Genomic DNA, 24224 nt, shown 5'->3' on the forward strand with positions numbered 1-24224 from the left:
CACGGGTGGGATCATCATGGGTTTGCACGTCGAATTCGAGCCGCTAACCGGCTCCCTCGCACGGCTGGCCGCTCAGGATCGGCCGGCGTTCACGTTCGTCGACTACGGCGAGGACCGCAACGGCGTCGAGCACACCATCACCTGGCCCGAGCTGGACCGCCGGGCACGTGCGATCGCCGCGCTGCTGACCGAGATCACCGGTCCCGGCGAGCGGGTCGCGGTGCTCTGCCCGCAGAACCTCGACTACGTGGCCGCCTTCCTCGGCTCGCTGTACGCGGGCGTGATCGCGGTGCCGCTGTTCGCCCCCGAGGTGAGCAGCCACGGCGCGCGGCTGGTCGGCGCACTGGCCGACTGCGACCCGGAGGTGTGGCTCACCTCGGAGTCCGCGCTGGCCAGCATCCACGAGCTGCGCGACGGCCATCCGGTACCCCGGCCGAAGCACGTGGTCACCGTGGACACGGTCGATCCGGCGCGCGCGGACGGGTTCGAGCCGGTGCCGGTGTCCCCGGAGCGTCCGGCGTACCTGCAGTACACCTCCGGTTCCACCCGCAGCCCGGCCGGCGCGGTGATCACCCACCGCGCGCTGGCCGTGAACGCCGCACAGGTCCGCACCGGGTTCGCGGTCACCGAGTCCAGCACCTGCGTCGGCTGGCTGCCGTTCTTCCACGACATGGGCCTGATCCAGCTGCTGTGCCTGCCGGTCAGCGCGGGCTGCCATTCGGTGTTCACCACCCCGTTCTCCTTCACCCGCAAACCGGTGCGCTGGCTCAGACTGCTCGGAGGCTATCCGGACACCATCACCGCGGCGCCGAACTTCGCCTTCGAGTACGCCGCCGCGAAACTGTCCGAACAGGACCGTGCCGAGCTCGACCTGAGCGGGGTGCGCACCGCGATCAACGGCAGCGAGCCGGTGCGGGCGAGCACCATCGCCGGCTTCCAGGCCGCCTGCGGCCCGCTCGGCTTCGCGCCGGAAGCGCACAAACCGTCCTACGGCCTTGCCGAAGCGACCGTGTTCGTCAGCACCACCCCGGCCGGTGCCGCGCCCAGGATCGTCACCCTGGACCGGGCCAAGCTGGGCGAGGGCGAAGCCGTCGTGGTGGAGCCAGGGCACGATCGAGCGCTGGCGCTGGTCACCGCCGGTAAGCCGGTGGAGCAGCTGGTGCGCATCGTGAGCATCGACGAGGGCAGGGTGCTGCCCGACGGCTCGGTGGGCGAGATCTGGGTGCACGGTCCGAACGTTGCCGACGGCTATTGGCGCCAGCCGGAGCGGTCCGCGGAGACCTTCGCCGGCGAGCTGAGCGACGCGGAGGAGTCCACCCCGGCCACCGGCTGGCTGCGCACCGGCGATCTCGGCGTACGGCACGAGGGCGAGCTGTTCATCACCGGCAGGCTCAAGGACTTGATCATCATCGACGGCAAGAACCACTACCCGCAGGACATCGAGGCGACCGCGCAGGGGGCGCATCCGGCCATCCGCCGGGACCGGCTCGCGGTGTTCAGCGTCGAGAAAGACGGCCGCGAAGGACCCGTGGTGGTGGCCGAGTTCTCCCAGCACGTATCCGCCGGGGACCGCCAGCTCGAAGACGTCGGCCGGGTCGTGCGGGCCGCCGTCGCCCAGCACCACGACCTGCGTCTGCTCGACTTCGTGCTGGTCCGACCCGGCACGGTGGCGCGCACCTCCAGCGGCAAGATCGCCCGCGCGGCGACCCGGAAGGCGTACCTGAGCGGCACCTTGGACAGAGAAGAGGCCACCGTATGAAGCCGACCGAACTGCGCCAGTGGCTGGTCACCCGGATCGCCGAAACCTGCGACCTCGACCCGGCCGCGGTGGACCCGGCCCGGCCGCTGCGCGAGTACGGCCTGACGTCGCGGGAAGCCGTGCTGCTGGCGGGTGAGCTGGAGGATCTGCTCGACCGCGACCTGCCCACCGCGCTGATCTGGCAGCATCCGACGATCGACGCGCTGGCCGGCGCGCTGCTGGGCGAACCCGCGCCCGAGTCCGTCCCGGAATCCGAGCCGGTGGCCGCCGCGGAACCGATCGCGGTGGTCGGCATCGGCTGCCGGCTGCCCGGCGGGGTGGACGGTCCGGAACGGTTCTGGCGGCTGCTCATGGACGGCGACTCGGCCATCTCCGACGTGCCGGAGGAACGCTGGGCGCAGTTCGGGCACGACTCCCCGGAACAAGCGCAGCGGCTGTCCCGGCTCAGTCGCCGCGGCGGTTTCCTGGACGGGATCTCCGCCTTCGACGCCGAGTTCTTCGGCATCGCCCCGCGGGAAGCCGCCGCGATGGACCCGCAGCAGCGGCTGCTGCTCGAAGTGGCCTGGGAGGCGCTGGAGCAGGCCGGTATCGCACCGGAAAGCCTGCGCGGCAGCTCCGCCGGGGTGTTCGTCGGGATCAGCGGGAACGAGTACAGCCACCTGACCCTGAACGACCTCAGCCGGATCGACGCCTGGTCCGGCACCGGTGCGGCGCTGAGCATCGCGGCCAACCGGCTCTCCTACGTGCTGGACCTGCGCGGGCCGAGCGTGGCCGTGGACAGTGCCTGCTCGTCCTCGCTGACCGCGGTGCACCTGGCGATCCAGAGCCTGCGGTCCGGGGAAAGCGAGGTGGCGCTGGCCGCCGGGGTGAACCTGCTGCTGGCCCCCGGCATCGTGGTCAACTTCGACGAAATGGGCGTGCTCTCCGCCGACGGCAGGTGCAAGGCCTTCGACGCGGCCGCGGACGGCATCGCGCGGGCCGAGGGCGCCGGGGTCGTGGTGCTCAAGCCGCTGTCCAAGGCGGTCCGCGACGGCGACCGCGTGCTGGCCGTGCTGCGCGGCTCGGCGGTCAACTCCGACGGCCGCTCCAACGGCCTCACCGCGCCGAATCCCGAGGCGCAGCAAGCACTTCTGCGAGCCGCGTACCGCTCGTCCGGGGTCGACCCCGCCGAGGTCGACTACGTGGAGGCGCACGGTACCGGCACCCTGCTCGGTGACCCGATCGAGGCCGGCGCGCTCGGCGCGGTGCTCGGCCGGGACCGGCCGGCGGAACGTCCGCTGCTGCTCGGTTCGGTGAAGACGAACCTCGGCCACCTGGAGGCCGCGGCCGGCATCACCGGCCTGATCAAGGTGGTGCTCGCGCTGGCCAACCGCCGGATCCCGGCCAGCCTGAACTTCACCGAACCCAACCCGCACATCCCGTTCGAGCGGCTGCGGCTCGCGGTCGCCGCCGAACAGCAGCAGTGGCCGGGCACCGGACGGCCGGCCAGGGCCGGGGTGTCCGGGTTCGGCTTCGGCGGCACCAACGCGCACGTGGTCGTGGAGCAGGCACCCGCCCCGCCGGCCGTCGATCCGGCGCCCGCCGGGCCTGGCCAGTTCCTGCTCGCCGACGCCACCGCGGACCGGCTGCGCCGTCGCGCCGGGGCGCTCGCCGACTGGCTCGGCGACGCCGGCGAGTTCGTCGAACTGTCCGATGTGGAGCATTCGATGGCGCGCCGCGCCGGCGGCAGGCACCGGGCGGTGGTCACCGCCCGCGACCGGGCCGAACTGACCAGCGGGCTGCGCTCGCTGGCCGCCGGCACCGCCACGACCGGGGTGGCCACCGGCGTTCGCGATCAGGCCGGTCCCGGGGTGGTCTGGGTGTTCTCCGGCCAAGGCTCGCACTGGGCCGGGATGGGACGTCGGCTGCTGACCGACGAGCCAGCCTTCGCCACCGCCGTGGACGAGATCGACCGGGCACTCGCCGCCGAGTCCGGGCCGTCGCTGCGCGCCACGCTGGAAAGCGGCACCGTGCCGACGGCCTTCGCCGAACTGCAGCCGGTGCTCTTCGGCACGCAGCTCGCGCTGGCCAGGCTGTGGCAGTCCTACGGTGCGGCGCCGTCGGCGATCGTCGGGCATTCGCTCGGCGAGGTCGCCGCCGCGGTGGTCGCGGGCGCGGTATCGCTGGCCGACGGTGCGGCGATCGCGGTCCGGCGCTCCCGGCTGCTCGCCGGGACAGCGGGCAGCGGCGCGATGGCCGCACTGGAACTCGGCGCGGAAGAGACCCAGGCCCTGCTGGCCGGCTACCCCGGCGTGGACATCGCGGTGTTCAACGCACCGCGGCAGACCGTGGTGTCCGGGGCGGCCGACCAGGTTCGCGAGCTGGCCGCGGTGGTCGAGCGGCGCGGACTGATGGCGCGGCTGGTCAAGTCCGAGGTCGCGGGACACTCCAGGCTGGTGGACGAGGCGGCCAAGGACCTGCGCGCCGAACTGTCCGGCCTCGCCGCCACGGGGCCGTCGATTCCCTTCTACCGCGCGGCTTCCGACGAGGCCCGCGCCGACGGCCCGCTGGACGCGGGCTACTGGGTCGGCAACGTGCGCCGCCCGGTCCGGTTCACCCAGGCGATCTCGGCGGCGATCGAAGACGGGTTCCGCACCTTCGTGGAGATCTCGCCGCATCCGGTGCTGTTCCACGCGGTGACCGAGACCGCGGCCGCGCAGAGCGCCGGGGTGCAGGTGCTGCCCACGCTGCGCCGCGACGAGGACGAAGCACGGCGGTTCCACGCCGGCCGCGGCGCGCTGCTCGCGCTCGGCGGGCACCGGCCCGCGACCACCGGCAGGCTGCTCGACCTGCCCACCACCCGCTGGGAGCGCCGGGACCACTGGGCACGCCCGGTTTCCCGGCGGGCCGCCGTGGGGGCCCACCCGCTGCTCGGTACCCACATCGAACTGCCGGAGGAGCGGACCCACCTGTGGCAGGCCGACCTCGGCACGCTCAGCCAGCCGTGGCTCGCGGAGCACACCGCCGACCGGGTCGACGACCGACCGGTACTGCCGGCCGGCTGCTTCGCCGAACTCGCGCTGGTGGCCGCGTCCACCGCGCTCGGCGTGCCGCCGGCCAGGGTCGAGCTGACCGGGCTCAGCCTGCCCAAGCTGCTGCCGCTGACCGAGCACACCCCGGTCACCACCACCTTCAGCGCGGACGAAACCGGTGGCCGGATTCGCGTGCACACCAAGACCGCCGAGGGCTCGTGGGTGCTGCACGCACAGGCGAAGGCGGTCCTGCACGCCGAACCCGCCGTCCCGGAACCGCTCGACCGGCGCGGGCGCACCGAAGTGCCCGCACCGGACGAAGGCGCGAAGCCGGGCTATCTGCTGCACCCGGTGCTGCTGCAGGACTGCCTCCGGACGCTGACCGGCGCACTCGCGCACGGCGGCGACGAGGTCCCGCTGGTCACCGGGTTCGGCTCGGTGCGGCTTTCCGGCGACCCGGCCGCCGCGACCGCGGGCCAGGTCCGCATTGCCGACGGCTCGCTCGGCGAGCTGAGGCTGGCCGACGGCGATGGCAAGGCGCTGCTCACCGTCACCGGGATCCGGCTGCACGCCGTACCGCACGCCGAAGTGGCCGCACCGCTGCGGGACCGGCTGCTGGACCGGGTCTGGCGCCCTGCCGAGCCACCAGCCGCCAGGGACGCCGGCCCGTCCCTGATCCTCGCCGCTCCCGGCAACCCGCTGGCCAGCCGTCTGCGAACCACGCTCGAAGTGCTTGGCGGTCCAGTGCGCGTGCTGCCGGACACCGAACCGGACGCGATCCGCGACGCACTGGACACCGAGCGGCCCGCTTCGGTCGTGCTGCTGCTCGAAGACGGCGATCCGGACGGCCTGGAAAGCGGCCGGCGCGGGGTGCTCAAGGCCGCCGAACTGACCCGGCTGCTGTCCGGGCTCGGTGGTACCCCGCCGCGGCTGTGGCTGGTTACCGGCTCGGCCGCGGCCGTACTGCCCGAGGAGCCAGGCCGTCCCGGGCCGGCGTCCGTGCGCGGACTGGTCCGGGTGCTCACCTTCGAGCATCCGGCGCTGCGGGCGAGCTGGCTCGATCTCGACGCGTCCGATGTGGACCGTGCCGCGGCCGAAGCGGCGGTGGAGCTGGCCGCCGGTGCCGCCGACGACGAGGTCGCCTGGCGCGGCGGCCGCCGGTACGTCGCCAGGCTGGGCGCGACCGCCACCTCGGCGGGCGCGCCGGTGCCCGCGGTGCGAGCCGACGGCGGCTACGTGGTCACCGGTGGGCTCGGCGGGCTCGGCCTGCTGCTGGCCACCTGGCTTGCCGAACGGGGCGCCGGCCGGATCGTCCTCAATGGACGGTCAGCGCCGAAGCCGGCGGTGCAGGCGATGATCGAGGAGCTGCGCTCGGCCGGCACCGCGATCGAGGTGGTGCTCGGCGACGTCGCCGAGTCCGGGGTGGCCGAGGCGCTGTTCGCCGCCGCTGGGAACGGCGCGGTCCCCCGCGGCCTGCTGCACGGCGCGGCCGTGTTCGAAGACCAGCCGGTGGCCGAGGTGGACGCGGGCTCGCTCCGGCGGTCCTGGCTGCCCAAGGCGGACGGCGCCTGGCGCCTGCACGAGGCCAGTGCCGGACTGGACCTGGACTGGTGGCTCGGCTTCTCCTCCGCCGCCGCGCTGCACGGCGGCCCAGGTCAGCCCGCCTACGCCACCGCGAACGCCTACCTGGACGCGCTGGCCGCGCTGCGGCGGGCGCGGGGTCTGCCCGCGACCACGATCAACTGGGGCACCTGGGCCGAGGTCGGTGCGGCGGCGGACAAGGAGATCCCGTGGATGTACGCGATCCGGCCCGGTGAAGGGGTCGAGCTGGTGGAGCACGTGCTGTCCACCGGGATCGGCTCGCTCGGCGCGCTGCGGATGAACGTGCCCAAGCTGATCGAGGGCTTCCCGAACGTGCTCGACGTGCCGTTCTTCACCGAGCTGCTCGGCAAGCACGCCGAAGCCGCCCGGCAACGTTCCGGCTGGCCGGGAATCGAGGCGGTGCGGGACCGCGAACCGGCCGAGATCCGGGCGCTGGCCGGCACCCAGCTGCGGGCCAGGATCGCGTCCGTCACCGGGCTGGAAGCCGAGGCGCTGCCGGACGACGTCGCGCTGACCAGCCTCGGCGTCGACTCGCTGCTCGCGGTGCGGATCGGCAACGCGCTCCAGCACGACTTCGCGGCCACGCCGCCGATGTCGCTGCTGCTGCGCGGGGCGGACCTGGCCGCGCTGCGGGACTGGCTGTTCGCCGAGCTCGGCGTGGCCGACCGGCCGGAACTGCCCCGGCAGCGCCGCACCCGGGGTGACCTGGTGCCGCCGCGCGATGCGGCGGAACGGCTGGTGGTGGCCGCCTGGCAGGAGGTGCTCGGCGCACCGGTCGGAGTGACCAGCGAGTTCGACGGGGACGAAGCGGCGGCGGAGCGAGTCGCCGGACTGCTGCGCGAACGCGGCGGGCACGAGTTCGCCACCGCCGAGCTGTTCGCCCGCCGCACTCCGGAGCTGATGGCCGAGCTGATCCGCAACGCGGACACCGCCAGGTCCGGTCCGGTGCGGGTGCTGCGCGAGTCCGGTGACCAGCGGCCGTTGTTCTTCTTCCATCCCGGCGGCGGGGACACCGCGGTGTTCCGGCAGCTGGTCGGCCACCTCGCACCCGGTGTGCCCGCGTACGGGCTCGATCACGTGCCGGGGCCGGTCACCGTGGAGGACCGGGTCGAGGCCTGGCTGCCCGAGATCCGCCGGATCCAGCCGAGCGGCCCGTACCGGCTGGCTGGCTGGTCGTTCGGTGGCTTCCTGGCCTTCGAAGCGGCGCAGCGGCTCACCGCGGCCGGCGAGCGGGTGGAGCTGCTGGCCATGGTGGACTCCATCCTGCCGCTGCCGCATCCGCCCGGACTGTCCGAAGTGGAAGTGCTGGAACGGCGGTTCGCCCGGTTCGCCGAGTTCCTCGAAACCAGTTACGGAAAGGGCGTGAACCTGCCCTACGAGGAGATGGCCAGGCTGGACGACGTGGCGCAGGCCGAGTTCCTCGCCGAGCGGATCCGCGCGGCCGGGGTGGTGGACGAGCGCGTCGGCGAGGCGATCCTGACCCACCAGCAGCGGTCCTTTTTGGACGTTCGCATGCTGGAGCGGTACCAGCCAGACGGCTATGACGGCCCCGTCGTCTACTACAGCCCGGCGGACCAGGTGCCGGGCGGGATGCGGGACGAGCGGTTCGACCGCACCGACCCGGCGCGGGGCTGGGACTCGATCTGCCGCGACCTGGAGGTGGTCACCGTGCCGGGGCACCACCTGTCCGTGCTCGACCCGCCCAACGTCGAGGTGATCGCGGCGCACCTGCAACGCGCGCTCGACGGGCTGCGGGCCCGGTACAGCAGGGTCTGATCGCGGGTGGCCCGGTCACGAGCGCGGCACGACGCTCAGCCACCACACCTCCGCCAGGTCGGCCGGGTCGCGCAGGTCCGCGCCGGTGAGGTCGGCGAAGTGGCCGAGCCGGTGCCGCAGGGTGTTCGGGTGGACGTGCAGGGCCGCGGCCGTGTCGTCCACCCGCATCCCGTGCCGCAGGTAGCAGCGGACGGTGCGCCAGATGTCCTCGCCGTACTCGCCCTTCGCCTCCAGCGGGACGAGCAGGCGCTCGGCGAGGATTCTGGTCATCGCCGGGTCGGTGGCGGCGACCCCGGCCAGCCGCAGCGTCTGCATCGAATGCGCGCCGGGGGCGCCGAGTCGCAGCGCGGCGGCCAGTGCCCGGCCGGCGGTGAGATAGGAGGAGTGCAGCTCGGCCGCCGGGCACCACGGCCCGACGCCGAAGGTGCCCAGCTCGGGATCCAGCTCGACCGGCGCGGTGCTCTCCACGCTCAGCAGGCCGAGCACCTCCTGGTGCACGTCCCGGTGGCCGACAGCGGCGAGCAGCCCGCCTGCCGCCACCGTCTCGCGCAGCGCGGAGACACCGACGCCGGGATTCAGCCTGCCGTGCAGCGCGGCATACCGGCCCGCCGGGTCGAGGCCGAGCTGGAACAGCGCCCGCGCGCTGGGCTCCTCCGCGCCGGGCTGGGTGAGCAGCGCCCGCAGCGCCTCGCCGATCCGCTGCTCGTCCTCGCGCGCGCTGCGCAGTTCCACCTCGCGGTGCGCGGTGGCCGCGGCCACGGTGACCCGGTCCAGCCAGCGGTAGATCAGCTGCACGGTCTCCAGCAAGGTGCCGTCGTCCGCGCCGCCGTCGCGCGCCATCTTGGCCAGTGCGTCCCAGAACTCCTGCGCACCGATCCGGTAGGCGGCGAGCACCGCGGCCAGGCTCATCCCGCGCCGCGCCCTGTCCGCGCCGACCGCGGTGATGTCCCGCAGCTCCAGCCGGTCCGGCAGCCGCCCCGCCCGCAGCTGCCCGAGCGCGGCGAACACGATGCTGCGGTTGCCGGCCCGCAGGTCCGACGGCGGCAGCGTGCGGTACTCCGGCACCTCGGCGCGGATCCGCCGGACCAGCCGATCCACCACCGCGTCCAGCCGGACCGGGTCGGCGAGCAGTTCGTCCAATACCGGCCGGAGCGTCTCTTTCCCCGGAGACGTCATTGGGGATTCCTCCAATGAGAGCACCGCCGTACTAGTTGTCACTCCATCTTGCCCGCGCCTTGATTGTGGCGTGGTCCGACAGCGCCGATCATGAGGGATCACGCCGAGGTGTCAGTACAGGAGGGTCATCCATGCAGCCCACGCCCCTGGGGACGAAGCTCGCGCAACTCGCCGAGGCCGATCCGGACCGGGCGGCGGTGACCTGCGGTGCGGTGACGCTCAGCCGGCGCGAGCTGGACCTGCGCAGCAACGCGCTCGCCCGCGAGTACGCGGCCCGCGGCGTCGGGCAGGACAGCCTGGTGACGATCGGGCTGCCGAACGGGGTGGAGTTCATCCTGGCCGCGCTGGCCGCCTGGAAGCTCGGCGCCACCCCGCAGCCGGTGTCCTTCCGGCTGCCGGAAGCGGAGCTGACCGCGGTGCTGGAGCTGGCCGACCCCGATCTCGTCGTCGGACTGGCCGCGGCCGACCGGGCCGCGGTGCCAGCCGAGTTCGAGCCCGGTGCCGCCACGGACCCGCTACCACCGGCCGTCGCCGGCGCGTGGAAGGCGCCGACCTCGGGTGGCAGCACCGGACGGCCCAAGGTCATCCTGGCCGGCCACCCGGCCTGCGCCGAGGTGCTCGAGCTCTACGCGAACCTGTTCGGCATGCCGGAGAACGGGGTGCACCTGGTGTCCGGGCCGCTGTACCACAACGCCCCGTTCATGATGTCCGCCGCGGCGCTGTTCGCCGGCAACCACGTGGTGGTGCTGCCCAAGTTCGATCCGGCCGAGCTGCTGCGGCTGATCGGCGAGCACGGGGTGGACTGGACCTTCCTGGTGCCGACCATGATGCACCGGATCTGGCGGCTGCCCGCGCCCGAACGCGAAGCGGCGGACGTGTCGAGCCTCCGGGTCGTGCTGCACGGTGCCGCGCCCTGTCCGCCGTGGCTCAAGCGCGCCTGGCTGGACTGGCTCGGCCCGGAGCGCGTCCACGAGCTGTACGCCAGCACCGAGGCACAGGCGGGCTGCCTGATCAGCGGGACCGAGTGGCTCGAGCATCCCGGCAGCGTCGGCCGGGTCCGCCAAGGCGAGATGCGCATCCTGGACGACGAGCACCAGGACGTGCCCACCGGCGAGGTGGGCGAGATCTGGATGCGGCCGGACCCTGGCGGCCCGCTCACCTACCGGTATCTCGGGGACACCGCGACCACCCTGCCCGGCGGCTGGGAGTCCCAGGGCGACCTCGGCCGGATGGACGCCGACGGCTACCTGTACCTGGCCGACCGCAAGCCGGACATGATCCTGGTCGGCGGGTCCAATGTGTTCCCGGCCGAGGTGGAGGCCGCGCTCGACGAGCATCCCGCGGTGCTCAGCAGCTGCGTGATCGGCCTGCCCGACGACGACTACGGCAACCTGGTGCACGCCGTCGTCCAGGTCAGCACGCCGGTCACCGAGGAGGAACTGCTGGCACATCTGCGCGAGCGGCTGGTCAGCTACAAGCTGCCGCGCCGCATCGAGTTCGTGGACCGGCCGCTGCGGGACGAGGCCGGCAAGATCCGACGCGCGCAGGTCCGGGCCGAACGCCTGGCCGGTGCCTCATGACCACCCTGTCCGGACCGGTTACCGGCACCGCCCCGGCGGTGGTCAGCCGGAAGCTGCTCGGGCCGCGGCTGGCCGAGTACCGGCTGCGCTCCCCCGTACTCGGCGCGCACACCCCGGTGCGCATCCTTTTCCCGCTGGAGTACGGAAAGGACACCGAGGCCCGGTTCCCGGTGCTGTACCTGCTGCACGGCGGGGACGACGACTACCGGTCCTGGACGGATAAGGGCGGGGCCACCGAGGCCACCGCCGAGCTGCCGCTGATCGTGGTCATGCCGGAGGCGAGCAACGGGTTCTACTCGGACTGGGTGAAGCCTGGCCGACACGGCCGGACCCGCTGGGAGAGCTACCACATCGGTGAGCTGCTGCCGTGGATCGACCGGACCTTCCGCACCACCGGCTCCCGCGGCGGCCGCGCGCTGGCCGGGCTTTCCATGGGCGGTTTCGGCGCGATGTCCTATGCGGCAAGGCATCCGGACCTGTTCTGCGCGGCGGCCAGTTTCTCCGGTGCGCTGGACACCAACCGGCACACCTGGGTGACCGGGGTCGCGGCCAGGCGCGACGGCGGGCATTTCGACTCCATCTGGGGCAGCAGGCTGACCAACGAGACCCAGTGGCGGGCGCACAACCCGTGGGACCTCGCGGAGAACCTGCGCGGGATGTCGCTGGTCCTGCGCACCGGGAACGGTCTGCCGGGACCGCTGGACGAGCATCCGCTACCGAACCCGGTGGAGGCGATCGTCTACCACGAGTCGCTGCGCATGCACCGGCGACTGGACGAGCTCGGCATCGAGCACGAGTGGCATCACGGGCCTGGCACGCACAACTGGCCGTACTGGCTGCGCGATCTGCGGAACACGCTGCCCGTGCTGATGCGCGCGTTCGCCGACCCTCCCGCGCAGCCGAAGCCGTTCTCGCACACTTCGGCTGAGGACGAGTACACCGCCGGTGACTGGACCGTTCGGCTGAGCCGGTCCGAAGCCGCCTTCTGCACACTGTCCGAAGTGGACGAAACGGGGTTCGTGCTGACCGGCGGCGGTGACGCGGACGTGCGCACGGCGGCCTGGTTCACCCCGGGCCGGAGCTACCGGGTGGCCCTGGACGGCGAGCACGACCGGCGGGTGCTGACCGCGGTCGCGGACCCCGACGGCAGGCTGGAGCTGAAGCTGCGGCTGGGCCCGGAAGCAGAAGGGCCGCATGCGGTCGCGGTGACCATCGGCGAAGAACACCCGTGACGGTAACCACGGACGAACCGCTCACCCCGGTCCGCGCGCGGTGGATCGGCGCGCTGTCCGCCGCCACCCTCGGCATGTCGATCGCGGTGCTGACCCCGATCCAGGTGCTGCTGCCGCTGCAGGTGGAGTCGATCGACCCGGCGGCCAAGGTGGCCAACCTGGGCTGGATCACCACGGTGGCCGCCCTGGTGTCCATTGTGGTCTGTCCGGTGGCCGGCGCGCTTTCGGACCGGACCAGGTCCAGATTCGGCAGGCGGCGGCCGTGGATCCTCGGCAGCGGCCTGCTCTGCGCGGCGGGGCTGGCCGCGCTCGGCGGGCAGCAGACGATCATCGGGGTCGCGATCGCCTGGGTGGTGGTGCAGACCGGCACCAACGCGATGTACGCCGCGCTCAGCGCCTGCGTGCCGGACCGGGTGCCGGTGCGCCAGCGCGGGCTGGTCTCCGCGTTCATCGGGCTACCGTTGCCGCTTTCGCTGATCCTCGGCTCGTTCCTGGTGACCAAGGTGGTGCCGGGACAGGCCGCCGGTTACCTGCTGCTGGCCGGGATTCTGCTGGTGCTGATCCTGCCGCTGGTGCTGGACCGCTCGGACCGGCCGATCCCGGACGGCGAGCCGCTGCCCGCACTGGGCACCCAGCTGCGCGGCATGGTCACCGGTTTGCTCGGCAGCCCCGACCTGCTGTGGGCGTTCGGCTGCCGGTTCGGCATCCAGCTGGCGAACGCGGTCGGCACGCTCTACCTGCTCTACTACCTGCGGGATGTGGTGCACGATCCGGATCCGGCTGGCGCGGTGTTCGTGCTGATCGTGCTCTACACCGCCGGCATCCTGCTGACCAGCGTGCCGGCCGGGCGGTGGTCGGACCGCAGCGGCAAGCGCAAGCCGTACGTGATCGTTTCGTCGGTGGCCGTCGCGGCCGCCATGGTGGTGCTCGGCGTCGGCGAGAGCTGGACCTCGGCGCTGGTCGCGGCCGGGCTGCTCGGCGCCGGCTACGGGGTGTACATCGCGGTGGACAACGCGCTGATCACCCAGGTGCTGCCCTCGGCCGGGGACCGCGCCCGCGACCTCGGCGTGGTCAACCTGGCGAACACCGCGCCGCAGGCCGTCGCCCCCGCCGTCGCGGCCGGGGTGATCAGTATCTCGGGCGGCTATCTCTGGCTGTATCTGCTGGCCGCGGCATCGGCCCTGCTCGGCGCGCTGCTGATCCGGCCGGTGCGGGCGGTGCGCTGAGCCGGGATGTGGGATTCTCCCGCTGTTCGATCAGTGCTCGGTTCGAGGAGGACTAGTCTTGACCGCAGAATCCCCGCTGGTGCGCATCGACCGCGAGCCCTCCGGGCTGGCGGTGCTGACCTTCGGCAACGGCCCGCTCAACCTCTACACCGCCGAGCTGCACGAACGGCTGGACGCGGCGATCGGTGAGCTGGCGGCCGAGCACACCAGGGCGCTGCTGATCCGGGCCGAAGGCAAGATCGTCAGCGGCGGGGTGGACGTATCGCTGTTCGACGCGCAGAACGGGCCGGATGAGGCCAAGGTGCTCTTCGACCGGATGCTGGCGCTGCCGGAGCGGATCGCCACGCTGCCGTTCCCGACCGTGTTCGCCGCGCACGGGCTGTGCCTGACCTGGGCGTTCGAGGTGGCCGTGGCCTGCGACCTGATCCTGGCCGCGGAGCGGGCGAGCTTCGGGCTGGTGGAGAAGGTGGTCGGGCTGACCCCGACCATGGGCGGCACCCAGCGGCTGGCCGCGCGCGCCGGGGTGGGCAGGGCGAAGGAGTTCGTCATGACCGGCGACCGGTACCGGGCCGCGACCATGGAACGCTGGAACGTGGTCAACCGGGTGCTGCCGGACGAGGGCTTCGACGAGGCCGCGCGGGCGTTCGCCGCCGGGCTGGCGCAGGGCCCCACCCGGGCGCACGCGGCCACCAAGAAGGTGCTCGAACACTACGAACACGGCGGCGTCGCCGAGGCCAACGCGCACATCACCACCATCGCCGCCGACCTCTACCGCACCCAGGACCTGCCCGCCGCCGTCAAGTCCTTCCTCACCGACGGCCCCGGCAAAGCCACCTTCACCGGCCACTAAGCCCCCAGCGGTCGTGAGTGAAAAGTGTTGCCAGGGCAACACTTTTCACTCACGACCGCTGACCTGCGGAAATGGCAGGCTAGCCGGTGAGGTCGCCGTCGCGTTGGTTGGCGGCGGCGTAGTGGGCGAGCTTGTCCTCGTCGACCCGCACGCCGAGGCCGGGGCCGGTGGGCACCCGCAGCTTGCCGTCCACAAGGGACAGCGGCTCGACGATGTCGTCCTCGTGCAGGTAGTACATGCTGTCGATGGCCCTGGACAGCACCGGCGTGCTGGCCACCACGGCGAGATGGGCGGCAGTGGCGATGCCGAGCTCACCGCCGCTGTGCAGGTTCATGCCCAGCCCGAAGGTCTCGCAGTGCGCGGCCAGTGCCTTGGTCGCCGCGATCCCGCCCCACTTGTAGACGTCGCCGTGGATCACGTCCACCGCGCGCAGCCGCACGGCCGGCGCGAACTCCTCGAACCGGACCACGCACATGTTGGTGCACAACGGAATTCGCACCTTCTCGCGGACCTGGCGCATGCCCTCGATGCCGACGCACGGGTCCTCCAGGTACTCCAGGTCCAGCTCCTCCAGCGCCAGCCCGGCCCGGATCGAGTCCGGCACCGACCAGGCCGCGTTCGGATCCACCCGCAGGTTGCTCTCCGGCAGCGCCCGCCGCAGCTCGCGCAGGATCGCCACGTCGCCCCGCACGTCGGTGGTGCCCTTCAGCTTGACGGCCTGAAAACCGCCCTCGGCCACCACGTGCGCGGCGTGCTCGGCGAGCGCGCGGGCCAGTGACTTGCCGCTGGCGCCCGGCGCATCCGCCCTGGTGATCAGCGCGGTGATCGGCACCTCGTCGCGGACCGCGCCGCCGAGCAGATCGGTCAGCGACTGGCCGGTGAGCTTGCCGATCGCGTCCCAGCAGGCCACGTCCACCGCGGCGAGCGCGGCGTAACCGAGGTAGCCGTGGAAGAACGGCACCATCTGGTGCCTGCGGTGAAACGCCTCCAGCGCGAACGGGCTGGCGCCGACCAGCTCACCGGCCAGCCGCCGGACCAGCGCCGCCACCGGCCGCCCCCACATGGTCTCGCCCCAGCCTTCCACCCCCGAGTCGGTGCGGATCCGCAGCACGGTCCTGGTCTCCCCGGTCTTCGTTTCGAACGAGCTGGTGAACGGGTTCGTCAACGGCAGGTTCACCACCCACACGTCCACCTCGGTGATCTTCACGAGTCCTCCCCTCCGTGACTTTCCCTGGTAGCGGCGTCGAAGGCGCGGATCGCCTTGGCCAGTCCGGCCGCCCGGTGCGCGAGCAGCAGTTCGCCGTGTTCGGCGTCCGCTCCGGCCGCGTTGTCGGTGACGCCCCCGGCCGCCGCCCATTCGCCGTGCCGTTCAGCGCACAGCCCCGGATAGGGCGGCCGGTCGAACAGCGGCGGCTGCGGGCCCGGCCAGTCGGGCCTGGCGCGCACCAGCTCCGGATGCGCGGTGAGCATCAGCGAGGTCTCGAACCAGCCGGCGTGTCCCGGGGTCAGGTCCGGGCGCTCGCCCTCGGGTGACTCACAGCTGACCGACCAGTACGAGCAGGCGGCCGCCGCGACGTCGAACTCGAGGGCGAACTCCTTCACGGCCAGGCGCATCACCTCTTCGTTGCCACCGTGACCGTTCACCACCATCACCCGGCGGAAACCGCTGCGCACCAGCGAACCCAGCAGGTCACCGAGCACCGAGAGCAGGGTTCGCGCGGACAGCGAGGTGGCGGCCGCGAACAGGTGGTGCGGGCTGTGCCCGAACGGCAGGCTCGGCAGCCGGACGAGCTCCGGGCCGTCGTCACCGAGGCGTTCCGCGGCGGCGTCCAGCACGGCGTCCACCAGCAGGGTGTCGGTGCCCATCGGCAGGTGCGCGCCATGCTGCTCGTGCGCGCCGATCGGCAGCAGCGCGATTCCCCGTTGCCCGGCGTCGCGTACTTCGCGCCAGGTCAGTCCGGTCAGTTCGAACAAGGTGACTCCCCTCCCGGAGTTCGGCGTGGCAAGGTGGGCGGATGAAATCCGGCAGCGGAGACCGTCCGGCGCTGCGCCTGGTCAGCGAGCCGGCGCCGGTGCGCACGGCGAGCACGCTTGGCGCGGTCGAACTGCTGCCCGGCCGGATCAGGGCGGCGCTGCTGGACCGCGCCGGCACGGTGCTCCGGCGGGCCGAGTCCTCGTACTCCCCCACCGCGTCCGGCCCGGCGGAGATAGCCGCGGCGCTGGCCGAGGCCGTCACGGACTGTTTCGGCGACGAGCCGCCGTCCGGGGTCGGGGTGGCCGCGGCCGGGCTGGTGGACGCGGCCGCCGGGGTGATCATCGAGGTCAACGAGGTGCCCGCGCTGCACGGCTACCCGGTGGCCGACGTGCTGGCCGAGCTGGTCGGCGTGCCGGTGCACGTGGAGCACCGGGCGCGGCTGCAGGTGCTCGGCGACCGCTGGTTCGGTGCCGGCCGCGGCCGCAGCACCTTCGCCTCGGTGTCCACCGGTGAGGTGCTCGGCGTTGGCATCCTTTACGAGGGGCAGGTGCTGGCCCCGCCCGGCGGTCGCAGCGGCGCGCACATGACCGTCGCGGCGAGCGGGCGCCGGTGCGGCTGCGGCGCCCGCGGCTGCTGGAAGACCGTCGCGACCCCGGCCTGGCTGCGGTCCCAGGCCGAACAGCGCGGGCTGGACCCCGCGTCCACCGTGCGCACGCTCGCCGCGCAGGCCGCCACCGGCGACCCGGCCGCTAAGTCGCTTGTGGACGAATACGCGGAGAACCTGGCGCTGGGCCTGGTGAACGTGCAGCAGCTGTTCGCGCCGGGGCTGTTCGTGCTGCACGGTGAGGCCAAGGACGGCGGGGAGCCGTTCCGGGCGCGGATCGAACGGCGACTGCGCCAGGACTCCTCGTGGGCGACCACCGCCGAACAGCCCACCGTGCTGGTCGCCGACGCCGAGATCGACGACATCGCCCTGCTCGGCGGCGCCGGCCTCGTCCTCTCCCACTCCTAACCCTCGGTATGCAGCGAAGGCCACCTTCGCTGCGTTCAACGCAGGCAAGGTGGCCTTCACTGCATGGTCCGGTGGCGGCGGGCGTGGCGGGGGTCGAGGGTGGGGACGGCATCGAGCAGGGTGCGGGTGTAGGGGTGCGAAGGGGTGTCGAAGACGGTGGCGGCTGGGCCCTGTTCGACGACCTTGCCCGCTTGCATGACGGCGACCCGGTCGGCGATCTGACGCACCACGGCCAGGTCGTGCGACACGAACACATAGGTCAGCCCCAGCCGGGACTGCAGGTCCGCGAGCAGGTCCAGCACCTGCGCCTGCACCGACACGTCCAGCGCGCTGGTCGGCTCGTCCAGCACGACCAGCCGGGGCCGCAGGGCCAGCGCCCGCGCGATGGAGATCCGCTGCCGCTGCCCGCCGGAGAACTCGTGCGGATACCGGTCCTGGATCTCCGGGCCGAGGCCCACCGACTCCAGCAACTCGCCGACCCGGTCCCGCAGCCGCGCCCGGCCCGTCCTCGGTTCGTGCGTGTGCAACGGCTCCGCGACGATGTCGGTGACCCGCATCCGCGGGTTCATGCTGGAGTACGGGTCCTGCAGCACCACCTGCATCTCGCGGCGCACCCGCCGCATTTCCACTTTGGACAGTCCGGTCAGGTCGCGGCCGCCGAAGTGCACGCTGCCCCCGGTCGGCTCCAACAACCGCAGCAGCAGCCGGGTCAGCGTGGTCTTGCCGGAACCGGACTCGCCGACCACGGCCAGTGTCTCGCCCTCCGACACGGCCATGCTCACACCGTCCACCGCGAACATGCCGTGCCGCCCGCCGAACCGCTTGCTCAGGTCTCGTGCCTCCAGCATCAGGGTCATAGCCGCTCCAGCCGTGGGGTCGCCCGCAGCAGCTGCCGCGTGTAGCCCGCCGACGGGTGGTCGAAGACGTCCTGCACGTCCCCGGTCTCCACCACCCGGCCGTGCCGCATCACCACCACCCGGTCGGCAACCTCGGCCACGACCCCGAGATCGTGCGTGATCAGCACGACCGCCATCCCGTGCCGGCGTTGGACCTCCACCAGCAGGTCCAGGATCTGGGCCTGCACGGTGACGTCCAGCGCGGTGGTCGGCTCGTCCGCGATGAGCACCCGCGGCCTGCCGATCAGCGCCATCGCGATCATCACCCGCTGCCGCAGCCCGCCGGAGAGCTCGTGCGGGTACTGCCCGGCCCGCCGCTCCGGGTCCGGGATGCCGGCCTCGCGCAACGCGGGCAGCACCGCCCGCCGGGCCTCGCCGCGGGAGGCGCCCTGATGTTTCCGCAGCACCTCGCCGACCTGCACCCCGACGCGCTTGAGCGGGTTCAGGCTGGTCATCGGGTCCTGGAAGATCATCGCGACCTCGTTGCCCCTGATCCGCCGCAGCTCCTTTTCCGTGCACGTCAGCACATTCCGGCCGTCGAGCAGGATTTCGCCGGCCGGGTACACGCAGGGCGGGACCGGGTTCAGCCGGAGCACGGACAGCGCCGTCGCGGTCTTGCCGCTGCCCGACTCGCCGACCACCGCCAGGGTCTCCCCTTCCCGCACCGAAAAGTCGACGCCCTGGACCGCGGGCACGGTCCCGGTGCCGAGCCGGAACTCGACGTGCAGATCGCGAACTTCGAGCAGCGGGTTCATCGGCGGTACGCCTTCGGGTCCGCGACGTCGCGCAGGACGTCGCCGGTGACATTGACGGCGAGCGCGGTGACCGTCAGCGCGAGGCCGGGGAACACCGCGATCCACCAGGAGGTGCCGAGGTAGAGCTGCCCGTCGCTGAGCATCGCGCCCCAGGTCACGATCGACTTCGGCACCCCGAGCCCGAGATAGCTCAGCGAAGCCTCGGCCACGATCGCCGACGCCACGTGCAGGGTGCCGATGGTGGCCAGCGGCGCCAGCACGTTCGGCAGCAGGTGCCGGCGCATGATGGTCAGGTCGCCCACCCCGATCGCCCGCGCCTCGGTGACGAACTCCCTGGAACGCAAGGAAAGCACCTCGGAACGGACCACCCGCGCGTAGGACACCCAGCCGGTGAAGCCGAGCACGATGATCACGTACCACAACCCGGAGCCGAGGAACCCGACCACGGCCAGCGCGAGCAGGATGGACGGGAAAGCGAGCTGGATGTCCGCCAGCCGCATCAGCGCACGGTCCACCCAGCCGCCGAGAAAGCCGGATACCAGGCCGACCGCGGCACCGATCACCCCGGCCAGCAGTGCCGCGCTCGCGCCGACCAGCAACGAGACCCTGGCGCCGTAGATCATCCGGCTCAGCAGGTCGCGGCCGAGCTGATCGGTGCCGAGCAGGTGCTCGGCGCTGCCGCCGGACTGCCACGCTGGCGGCCGCAGCCGGACCAGCAGGTTCTGCACCTGCGGATCGTGCGGCGCGATCAGTGGCGCGAACAGGGCCGCGAGCAACATCAGCGCCAGCACCGCGATCGCCGCCACGGCGAGCTTGTTGCGCAGCACCGCACCGAATCTGGACGGCGCGGGGCGCACGGCAGACTGAGTCATCGGAGTCATCGGGTCACCCGCACCCTCGGGTCGAGCAGCGTGTAGGAAAGATCCACCACCAGGTTCACCAGCACGAAAGTGGCCGCGAAGAACAGCACCGCGGCCTGCACCATGGGAAAGTCCCGGTTCGCGATCGCCTCCACGGTGAGCCTGCCGACACCGGGCCAGGAGAACACCTGCTCGGTCAGGATCGCGCCGCCGAGCATGCTGCCCACCTCCAGGCCGACCACGGTGATCACCGGCAGCGACGCGTTGCGCAGACCGTGGGAGAGCACCACGCTGCCGGTGCCGAGGCCCTTGGCCCGCGCGGTCCGGATGTAGTCCGAGCCGAGCACATCCACCAGCGAAGAACGCAGCAGCCTGGCGATCATGGCCACCGAGTACACCGCGAGCGTGACGGCCGGCAGCACCAGATGCGCGAAGCTGCCGTAGCCGGAGGCGGGCAGCACCTTGAGCTGCACCGCGAACACCAGGATCAGCAGGATGCCCACCCAGAACGGCGGCGTGGACTGTCCGATCAGGACACCCGTCATCACCCCGGTGTCGGTGGCCCTGCCCCGGCGCAGCGCGGCCATGATCCCGGCCGGGATGGCCAGCACCAGCGCCACCACGATCGCCGCGGCGGCCAGTTCCAGGGTGGCCGGCAGCCTGGCGAACAGCACGTCCGCGACCGGCTGGTCGTAGAACAGCGACGTGCCGAAGTCCAGCCGGGGCAGCCCGGCGAGATAGTCGAGATACTGCGCCAGCAACGGCCGGTCCAGGCCGAGGCTCGCCCGCAGGGTGGCCTCCTGGTCCGCGGTGGCGTCCGGCGGCAGCAGCAGCTTCACCGGGTCACCGGAGAGCCGGACCAGGAAGAACGCCACGGTCGCGACCACCAGCAGCACGAGCAGCGCGGTCCCGACCCTGGTCAGCACCGTGCGCAGCACCCCGTTACCGGCCGGTGGCCGTCGCCCCGCCTGGCCTGCCTCCAGCACCGGCGTGGTCACCTCGTCACCGTCGCCGATGCCATGGCCAGCGAACCGACCACGCCGGGACGCCACCGCGGCCGGTCGCTGCGGGCGTAGATGTTGTCCAGCTGGTAGAGAAACACGAACGGCGCCTCCTCTTTCAACAGCCGCTGCAGGTCACCGAAGGCGCGCAGCCGGTCGGCGTCGGAGTTGGAAAGCTCTTCGCCGTCGATCAGCCGGTCGGCCTCGGCCGAGGTCCAGCGGCTCTGGCGGCGATCGCGGCGGACGTTGGACTGCACGTTGCTCTGCCCGTCCACCGTCCAGCCGGTGCTGGCGGTCAGGTACATCGGCCCGAGCGCGCGGCGGTTGTCCGAGGTCAGCCTGCTGTTGAAGGTGCCGGCGTCGAGCAGTTCCACTTGAGCGCGCACCCCGGCCCGCGCCAGCAGCCCGGAGATCGCCTCGGCCACGTTGGCGTCCACATTGGACGCTGTCAGCACGGTGTCGAACCCGCCCGGATGGCCGGCATCGGCGAGCAGCCGCCTTGCCAGATCGAGGTCGCGGGAGAACGGCGGCACGCCGGGGTCGAAACCGAACGACTCGCGCGGGATCATCGTCGGCACCTCGCGGGCCTTGCCGTCCAGCACCGCCTTGATCAGCAGCGGCACGTCCACCGCGTGGTTGAGCGCCTGCCGCACCCGGCGGTCGGCCAGCGGCCCGTCCGTGGTGTCCAGCGACAGGTAGGCGGTGCGGATCCCGGGGTAGCTGTCGATGGTCACCCCGGTGTAGCCGGCCAGCTGCAACGCGGCGTCCGGGGTGAGCTGGGTGACCAGGTCCACCTCATCGCTCTGCAGGGCAGCCAGCGAGGAGGCCGCGTTCGGCATCGGGGAGAAGACCAGTTCGTCCACCCCCGGTGGGCCGGCCCAGTGCTCGGCGTTCGCCCGCATCCGCAGCTCGTGGTCGCGCTGCCAGCTCTCGAACCGGAACGGGCCGGTGCCGATCGGGTGCCGGGCGAACCCGCTGTCGCCGACCTCGGCCAGGTAACGCGGCGGCACCACCACCCCGCCGAACAGGGAAACCTTGGCGGGCAGGATCGGATCGTGCTGGCTGGTGTGCACGTCCACGGTCAGCTCGTCGGCCACGCTGGCGCCTTCGACGTAGCGCAGCTCGACGATCGGGGACTTGGTCTCCGGGGCGATCAGCCGGTCGAAGCTGAACTTGACCGCGGCCGCGTCGCAGGGCTCGCCGTTGTGGAACCGAACGCCGGGACGCAGCCGGAAACGCCAGGTCAGCGGGTCCGGCGCGGACCATTCCAGTGCCAGCCGCGGCGCCAGCCGGTTGTTCGCGTCGCGGGTGGTCAGCGTGTCGAAGATGTTGATCAGCGCGTTCATCGAGGGCATGTCGCCCTGTTTGTGCGGGTCCATCGTCTTCGGGTCGCTCGGCTGGGACAGCCGCAGCACGTTGCCGGCGCCGCCGGTCTGCCCACCGCAGCCGGACAGCAGTGCGGCCGCGGGGAGCGCGAGACCACCGAGGCGAAGCGCCGCGCGCCGCGAGATCCGCGGGTTCGGACCGCTCACCGGCCACCCCTCTCGTTCCGTTTAGCGACACCTCGTTCCGTCAGATGGAACGTTGGTGGGTTAAGCTAGGCGGCATGCGAACGGCTGTCAATGACGGACCCCGGGACGAACCTCAGGACGAACCGGAGCGCTCGGGCCAGCCACGGGGCGCCGTGGACAAGGCGCTCGACGTGCTCAGCGCGCTGGTCCGTCCCGGCAGCCCGCATCGACTGGCGGATCTGGCGAAGGAGACCGGCCTGGCCAAACCCACCGTGCACCGGATGCTGCAGACGCTGACCGGCTCCGGGTTCGCGGTCGGCGTGGCGGGCGGCTCGTACCAGGTCGGGCCCCGGCTGCTCGGCATGTCCGCGGCCGCGCTGGCGAGCAGCAAGGAGAGCAGGTTCGCCCGGCCGGTACTGGCGGAGCTGCAACGCCGGACCGGGCACACCGTGCACTACGCGGTACGGCACGGACTGGACGCGATCTACGTGGAGAAGGTCGAGCCGGCGCAGGCGTACCGGATGACCTCCCGAGTGGGCGGCGAGGTGCCGCTGTACTGCACCGCGGTCGGCAGGGCGATCCTGTCCCGGCTGCCCGAGGCCGAGGTCGCCGAGGTGCTCGGCACCGCACCGCTGCCGGCCAGGACCCCGCGCACGCTCACCGACCCGGCCGCGATCCGCCATGCACTGTCCGAAGTGGACGAACGCGGCTTCCTGGTGGAGGACGAGCAGAACGAACCGGACGTCCGCTGCGTAGCGGCGCCGGTGGTGGACGGGCTCGGCCAGGTGGCGGGCGCGATCAGCGTGTCCGGGCTGACCTTCACCCTGAGCCTGGACAGCGTCGAAGTGCTCGGTCCGCTGGTGCGCGACGCGGCCGCGCAGGTCTCCGCCGCACTCGGCAGCGGGATCGGCATCCGGCTGGTCGCGGATGAGTGAGCTCGCCGCGCTGCTCGCCGAGGCCAGGGCACGACGGGTCTTCTCCGCGGCCGCCTGGTCCGTCGGAACCGCCGACGGCGTGCTGAGCAGGGGCGTGCTCGGCACCCGGAGCTGGGACGGGGAGCCTGCCGCGGAGCACGACCTGTGGGACCTCGCATCGGTCACCAAGCCGATCGCCGGGATGGCCGTGCTGGCACTGGTCGAACGCGGCGTGCTCGGCCTGGAGGACCCGGTCGGCGCGCAGCTGCCCGAGTACACCGGCGGTGACAAGGCAGGCATCACCGTCCGGCAACTTCTGACGCACACCTCCGGGCTGCCGGGGGCAACCCCGCTGTGGCGCGAGTTCCCGACCAGGGCCGGCCTGCTCGACGCGCTGCGCACGCGGCCACTGCCGGTCGCGCCGGGCAGCAGGGTCGAGTACTCGTCGCAGGGGTTCATCCTGCTCGGCCGGATCGCCGAAGCCGCGTCCGGACGGCCGCTGGACAAGCTCGTCGACGAACTCGTGCTGGTTCCGGCCGGGCTGCGCGACACCCGGTACACCCCCGGCGCAGCGGATCGGCCGCGGGCGGTGGCCACCGAGCAGTGCGCCTGGCGTGGCCGGCTGGTGCGCGGCGAAGTGCACGACGAGAACTGCGTGGTGCTCGGCGGAGTCGCCGGCCACGCCGGGCTCTTCGGCACCCTCGGCGATCTGGAACGCCTCGGCCAAGAGCTGGCCGGCGGCGGAAGTTCCTTGCTGGGCAAGGAAATGTTCGCGGAGATGACGACGTGCCACACTGAGGGCCACCGGCTGCGGCGCGGACTCGGCTGGCAGCTGACCGACGCCCCGGACTCCCCGCTCGGCCCGAATGCCTACGGCCACACCGGTTTCACCGGGACCAGCCTCTGGATAGACCCGGACTCCGCGCGTTTCTTCGTGCTGCTCACCAACCGCGTGCACCCTTCCCGTGACGGGAACGCCATCGTGCGGGTACGCCGCGACTTCCACCGCGCCGCCGCCCGCTGAAGTCCTGACTCCGGCCGTGTTTGACAAGTCCGGGCTCGCGTGCTGCCATGAGGTAACTATACCG

Annotated in this window: 17 protein-coding genes; 9 read left to right on the forward strand and 8 right to left on the reverse strand. The window is 72.4% G+C overall.

The window, feature by feature from the left end; genetic code table 11:
* The first annotated feature begins 16 nt into the window (after positions 1-16).
* Together AMYNI_RS0139520 and AMYNI_RS0139525 are read left to right on the forward strand one after the other, a co-directional pair.
* Positions 17-1759 (forward strand): fatty acyl-AMP ligase, encoded by a 1743-nt coding sequence (locus tag AMYNI_RS0139520; RefSeq protein WP_020673663.1) that lies wholly within the window; start codon positions 17-19, stop codon positions 1757-1759.
* Positions 1756-8148: a type I polyketide synthase gene (locus AMYNI_RS0139525; RefSeq protein ID WP_020673664.1), complete on the forward strand. Its 6393-nt coding sequence runs from the start codon at positions 1756-1758 to the stop codon at positions 8146-8148. The genes AMYNI_RS0139520 and AMYNI_RS0139525 overlap by 4 nt, the downstream gene beginning before the upstream one ends.
* Before the next feature lie 15 nt (positions 8149-8163).
* On the opposite strand, the gene AMYNI_RS0139530 is transcribed toward AMYNI_RS0139525, so the two are convergent.
* Positions 8164-9324, reverse strand: a complete 1161-nt coding sequence (locus tag AMYNI_RS0139530) for a PucR family transcriptional regulator (protein ID WP_084628589.1) — start codon at positions 9322-9324, stop codon at positions 8164-8166.
* A gap of 131 nt (positions 9325-9455) precedes the next feature.
* Here AMYNI_RS0139530 and AMYNI_RS0139535 point away from each other — a divergent pair, with 131 nt between their 5' ends.
* From AMYNI_RS0139535 to AMYNI_RS0139555, 4 genes are read left to right on the forward strand one after another with little or no spacing between them, the layout of a single operon-like run.
* Positions 9456-10904, forward strand: coding sequence for an AMP-binding protein (locus AMYNI_RS0139535; RefSeq protein WP_020673666.1), 1449 nt, complete (start codon positions 9456-9458; stop codon positions 10902-10904).
* A complete protein-coding gene (locus AMYNI_RS49910) occupies positions 10901-12136 on the forward strand; it encodes an alpha/beta hydrolase (protein ID WP_020673667.1) in 1236 nt (411 codons plus the stop codon). The genes AMYNI_RS0139535 and AMYNI_RS49910 overlap by 4 nt, the downstream gene beginning before the upstream one ends.
* Positions 12133-13362 carry an MFS transporter gene (locus AMYNI_RS0139550; RefSeq protein ID WP_020673668.1) on the forward strand — a complete coding sequence of 410 codons (1230 nt, stop codon included), beginning with the start codon at positions 12133-12135 and terminating at the stop codon, positions 13360-13362. The genes AMYNI_RS49910 and AMYNI_RS0139550 overlap by 4 nt, the downstream gene beginning before the upstream one ends.
* Before the next feature lie 58 nt (positions 13363-13420).
* Entirely contained in the window at positions 13421-14212 is a 792-nt protein-coding gene (locus AMYNI_RS0139555; protein ID WP_020673669.1) for an enoyl-CoA hydratase/isomerase family protein, read from the forward strand.
* Positions 14213-14291: 79 nt separating this feature from the next.
* Here the strand turns inward: AMYNI_RS0139555 and AMYNI_RS0139560 are convergent, their stop codons facing one another.
* Both AMYNI_RS0139560 and AMYNI_RS0139565 read right to left on the reverse strand, forming a co-directional pair.
* Positions 14292-15419: a mandelate racemase/muconate lactonizing enzyme family protein gene (locus AMYNI_RS0139560; RefSeq protein WP_020673670.1), complete on the reverse strand. Its 1128-nt coding sequence runs from the start codon at positions 15417-15419 to the stop codon at positions 14292-14294.
* Positions 15416-16186, reverse strand: a complete 771-nt coding sequence (locus tag AMYNI_RS0139565) for a creatininase family protein (protein ID WP_020673671.1) — start codon at positions 16184-16186, stop codon at positions 15416-15418. The genes AMYNI_RS0139560 and AMYNI_RS0139565 overlap by 4 nt, the downstream gene beginning before the upstream one ends.
* 41 nt (positions 16187-16227) lie before the next feature.
* Here AMYNI_RS0139565 and AMYNI_RS0139570 point away from each other — a divergent pair, with 41 nt between their 5' ends.
* Positions 16228-17199, forward strand: coding sequence for an ROK family protein (locus AMYNI_RS0139570; protein WP_020673672.1), 972 nt, complete (start codon positions 16228-16230; stop codon positions 17197-17199).
* Positions 17200-17255: 56 nt separating this feature from the next.
* On the opposite strand, the gene AMYNI_RS0139575 is transcribed toward AMYNI_RS0139570, so the two are convergent.
* Genes AMYNI_RS0139575 through AMYNI_RS0139595 form a run of 5 tightly spaced genes read right to left on the reverse strand, consistent with a single transcriptional unit; the run spans position 17256 to position 22243 of the window.
* Positions 17256-18056: an ATP-binding cassette domain-containing protein gene (locus AMYNI_RS0139575; RefSeq protein ID WP_020673673.1), complete on the reverse strand. Its 801-nt coding sequence runs from the start codon at positions 18054-18056 to the stop codon at positions 17256-17258.
* Positions 18053-18850 (reverse strand): ATP-binding cassette domain-containing protein, encoded by a 798-nt coding sequence (locus AMYNI_RS46520; RefSeq protein WP_020673674.1) that lies wholly within the window; start codon positions 18848-18850, stop codon positions 18053-18055. The genes AMYNI_RS0139575 and AMYNI_RS46520 overlap by 4 nt, the downstream gene beginning before the upstream one ends.
* Positions 18847-19722: an ABC transporter permease gene (locus AMYNI_RS0139585; protein ID WP_084628590.1), complete on the reverse strand. Its 876-nt coding sequence runs from the start codon at positions 19720-19722 to the stop codon at positions 18847-18849. The genes AMYNI_RS46520 and AMYNI_RS0139585 overlap by 4 nt, the downstream gene beginning before the upstream one ends.
* 5 nt (positions 19723-19727) lie before the next feature.
* Positions 19728-20708, reverse strand: coding sequence for an ABC transporter permease (locus AMYNI_RS0139590; RefSeq protein ID WP_040407833.1), 981 nt, complete (start codon positions 20706-20708; stop codon positions 19728-19730).
* Positions 20705-22243 carry an ABC transporter substrate-binding protein gene (locus AMYNI_RS0139595; RefSeq protein WP_020673677.1) on the reverse strand — a complete coding sequence of 513 codons (1539 nt, stop codon included), beginning with the start codon at positions 22241-22243 and terminating at the stop codon, positions 20705-20707. Before AMYNI_RS0139595 ends, AMYNI_RS0139590 begins: the two co-directional genes overlap by 4 nt.
* Positions 22244-22317: 74 nt before the next feature.
* On the opposite strand from AMYNI_RS0139595, the gene AMYNI_RS0139600 reads away from it, so the two are divergent.
* The gene (locus tag AMYNI_RS0139600) at positions 22318-23157 is read left to right on the forward strand and encodes an IclR family transcriptional regulator (RefSeq protein ID WP_040406247.1); all 840 of its coding nucleotides are present in this window, start codon (positions 22318-22320) and stop codon (positions 23155-23157) included.
* Complete coding sequence (locus tag AMYNI_RS0139605; RefSeq protein ID WP_020673679.1) at positions 23150-24160, forward strand: serine hydrolase domain-containing protein; 1011 nt, start codon at positions 23150-23152, stop codon at positions 24158-24160. Before AMYNI_RS0139600 ends, AMYNI_RS0139605 begins: the two co-directional genes overlap by 8 nt.
* Positions 24161-24224 lie beyond the last annotated feature (64 nt).

Origin of the sequence: Amycolatopsis nigrescens CSC17Ta-90 (assembly GCF_000384315.1) — a bacterium.
Taxonomy (GTDB): domain Bacteria; phylum Actinomycetota; class Actinomycetes; order Mycobacteriales; family Pseudonocardiaceae; genus Amycolatopsis; species Amycolatopsis nigrescens.